This is a genomic window from Bradyrhizobium sp. (assembly GCF_049691595.1).
Lineage (GTDB): Bacteria > Pseudomonadota > Alphaproteobacteria > Rhizobiales > Xanthobacteraceae > Bradyrhizobium.
Genome location: NZ_JBAVNZ010000205.1, coordinates 1 through 3,228 on the forward strand (window position 1 = coordinate 1; position 3,228 = coordinate 3,228).

3 protein-coding genes are annotated in these 3,228 nt (G+C 64.8%); all 3 read right to left on the minus strand.

Annotation, left to right across the window (positions count from 1 at the left end; genetic code table 11):
• On the minus strand, positions 1-338 hold a 338-nt coding region (locus WCE35_RS09435; RefSeq protein ID WP_424593076.1), incomplete at its 3' end, for an MAPEG family protein.
• 27 nt (positions 339-365) lie between these two features.
• Positions 366-1,451 carry a lipocalin-like domain-containing protein gene (locus WCE35_RS09440; protein ID WP_424593077.1) on the minus strand — a complete coding sequence of 362 codons (1,086 nt, stop codon included), beginning with the start codon at positions 1,449-1,451 and terminating at the stop codon, positions 366-368.
• A partial coding sequence (locus WCE35_RS09445) for an FtsX-like permease family protein (protein WP_424593078.1) occupies positions 1,441-3,228 on the minus strand: 1,788 nt, incomplete at its 5' end. The genes WCE35_RS09445 and WCE35_RS09440, both read right to left, overlap by 11 nt.

Genomic DNA, 3,228 nt, shown 5'->3' on the forward strand with positions numbered 1-3,228 from the left:
CCGCACGCCAGCGCCTGGATTCCAAACCCTCGGCTGCGTTTTTCGGCGGCTTGCGAATAGCCGGTGAGGTAAAGAAAACGTCCGGCGATCCAGACGACGCCAAGCGCCGCCGCGATCGGGTCGCTGACATAGATCGCGAACAGCCACAGCGACGGCAGGAAGACCGGCATCCATTCCAGCGTGTTCATCTGCACGCGAAACACGCGCTCGAAGTCGGGATGGCCCGTGATGGCCGGGGCCTTGATACCGAAGGCGGCGCGCGCCTTTGCCACCTGGATGCCGGTGAAGAAGTAGAACAGGACGGCGAGGCAGGTGACGATCGCGGTGAGATGAAACATCGAATCCCCTTTGAAACATTTTCGAACTTAATACCCGGTCATCTCGAGATAACCTAATCCGGTGTGACTGCCGGCAAAGCTGACCGGGCCTTCCCAATAGGGAAAGCTGGTCCCCATCCAGCTCCCGGCATTCAGCGGGAGCGTTTCGATCCTCAGTCCATGCGCGGGAATGACGATCCGCCACCCGGTCGGCAGCTTGCGGCCTTCGATGTCGGTCAAAACGGTCGGCGCGATGCGGTTATCGGCCGATGCGATTTCGACGGAACGGCCGTCGCGCTCGATCCAGTTGCCGAACAGGTCGTTGCGGCCGTCCTTCTGGCGCAGCCGATACAGCATGAGTTTCTCGCCCGAATCCAGGTGCAGCGAGAACCAGTCCCATCCGGTCTGGTCCGGCGCCAGCGGCTGGCTGCTCCACTCGCGGTCCATCCAGGCCCGGCCGGTGACTTCAACCCGCCTGTCGTCGATGGTGATGCGGCCGGCCACCTTGAAGTAAGGCTGGCTGTAGTAATACGAAGCCTGCCCGCGTTCCGATTTCCGGCTGTAGCCGGCATTGCCCTGCAGCACCAGCGGTTGGTCGGCATCGAGGCGGAGCGCGTAGCTGAAATCCGCCGCCGATGCGGTGAGCTCGAGCGGCGCGATGTTGTTGTCATCCATCGCATCGAGCCCGCGCATTTCCCAGGAATCGATCCAGGCCAGCAACGGCTTTGCCTCGACGCCGGCCTGGCCGACGCCGCCGCGCGCAAAGGTCTCGCCGTACCGATGGGCATCGGCGCGGGTGACGGCGGCGTGGCCCATCCAGACCTGCTGGTTGGCCCAGCCTTCGAGTTGGGCGCCGGGCTTCGTTGCCTGACGAAACAGCGTCCATTGCACGCCATAGGCGGCGCCGCTCGCGTCGACCAGATTCGCCGTCACATACCACCACTCGATCCGGAATTCCGGATGCGGGCCGTGATCGGCCGGGAAGGCAAAAACCTTGCCGGGAACGACCGGCGCAAATCCTTCCGTGCTTTCGCCGAGCCCGGCAAAGCCCTGCGCGATGGCTTTGCCGCCGAGCCCGAGAAGCATGGCGCCACCAGCGAAAACGCGGCGGGATATCGGGAAGCTACCGCTCATCGGCAAATATCCTGATCAGGCTGGTGGGTTGCATGCGCGCCAGCCGCAGCACCGGCAGCAGTGCGGCACACAACGCCGCCGCCATCGCGACGCCGAGCAGCTCGAATAACTGCAGGGGAAAGAGGTGAAACGGCAGCCGCCACCCGAAGGCCTTCACATTCACCACCGCCAGCAGGCACCACGCCACCAAGAGGCCGAGCGGCAGCGCGAACAAGGCGGTGATCAGCGCGACCGACATCGTCTTCAGAAGCTCGATCATGGCCAGCCGCCGCCGCGTGATGCCGATCGCCCACAACGGCGCCAGTTGCGGCAGGCGAGAATTGCTGAGGGTGAGCAGGCTGGTCAACAGCGCGATGCCGGCGACACCGAGCGTAAAGGCGTTCAGCGCCGCGGTCACCGCAAAGGTGCGGTTGAAGATTCGGGTTGATTCCGCCTTCATCGTCGCCTGATCCGCGACATTGCGGTCATCGAGGCCGAATTGTTCGTGAAGCGCGGCGATCAGCGCCGGAATCGCCGGCGGTGCGATACGCAGGCCCAGCCGCGTCCGCGGTGTTTCCGGAAAACGCCGTGTCAGGGCGGCAAAGTTGACCGCGATCTGGCCCTTCGGATTGCCGTAATCGGCGTAGATGCCGACGATTTCGAGCGTCCAGTTTCCGCCCGGTGCGGGAATCTCGACTCGGTCGCCAACGCCAAGCTTCAGGCGCCTGGCCAATTGTTCGCTGACGAGGCACGCGTCGCCGGGGCGAAGCCTGCTCCAGGCATTCGCCGCCGATTGCAGCAGCGGCCAGTTATCCCGATAGGTTGAGTGATCGGCCAGACCCAACACCTCGATTGGCGCACCGCCCAGCTGCGCGTCGGCGCGCCCGCCGGGCAGGATCGCCGCGACCTCGGGACGCCCGCCCAGCCATGCCTTGATCGCGGTCGCCTGCGCATCGCTTGGTGCGCTGATGTAGACATCGGCCGCCAGCCGTCCGTCGAGCCAGACCAGGAAGGTTCGGCTGAAACTTTCCACCATGGTGCCGACGCCGACATTGACCGCGAGCGCGAGCAGCAGCGCCATCAAGGCGAGCGACAGCCCGGAAAGCTGCTGACGGCTGTCGGCCCAGAACCACACGCTGAGCGGCCGCCGTGCGTTGCGCTGGCCAAGCGAAAGCGCGAATTCCAGGATCATCGGCAAAATCAGCGCGGCGCCGAGCAAGAGCGCCGCCAGCACCGCAAACCCCGAGATCAGGGAATCGCCGAACCAGAGAAAGCACCCGGCCGCCGCGAAAACCGCGAGCGCCAGCATGCTCTGGAACTCAAGCCAGCGGCGTTGCGCCTGTTGCCAGGCCCGGGGCTGCGCCGAAGCCAGCACCGGCATGCGGATGGCCTTGATCAGGCTCGCGGCCGAAGCCGCCAACGCACCCAAAATGCTGATGGCGATGCCGGCGATCCACCATTCGCCCTTGAGCGTCAATTGACCGGGAATTTGTGCGCCGTAGAGTCCGCGCAAGGAGGCGGCGACGTCAGGCAGCAGCGCGGCTGCGATCAGGTAACCGCAGACCAGTCCCAGGATTCCTGCGACCAGCGCCAGCGATACCAGCTCGATCACCAGCACCGTATTGAGCTGGCGCGCGGACACCCCGCAGGCGCGCAGCGTCCGCAGCATCGGCAGGCGCTGCTCGAACGCAAGCCCGATCGCAGAATTGACGATGAACAGGGCGACAAAGAACGACAGTAGTCCGAACGCGGTCAGGTTGAGGTGAAAACTGTCGGTGAGGCGTTCGAGATCGCTTGC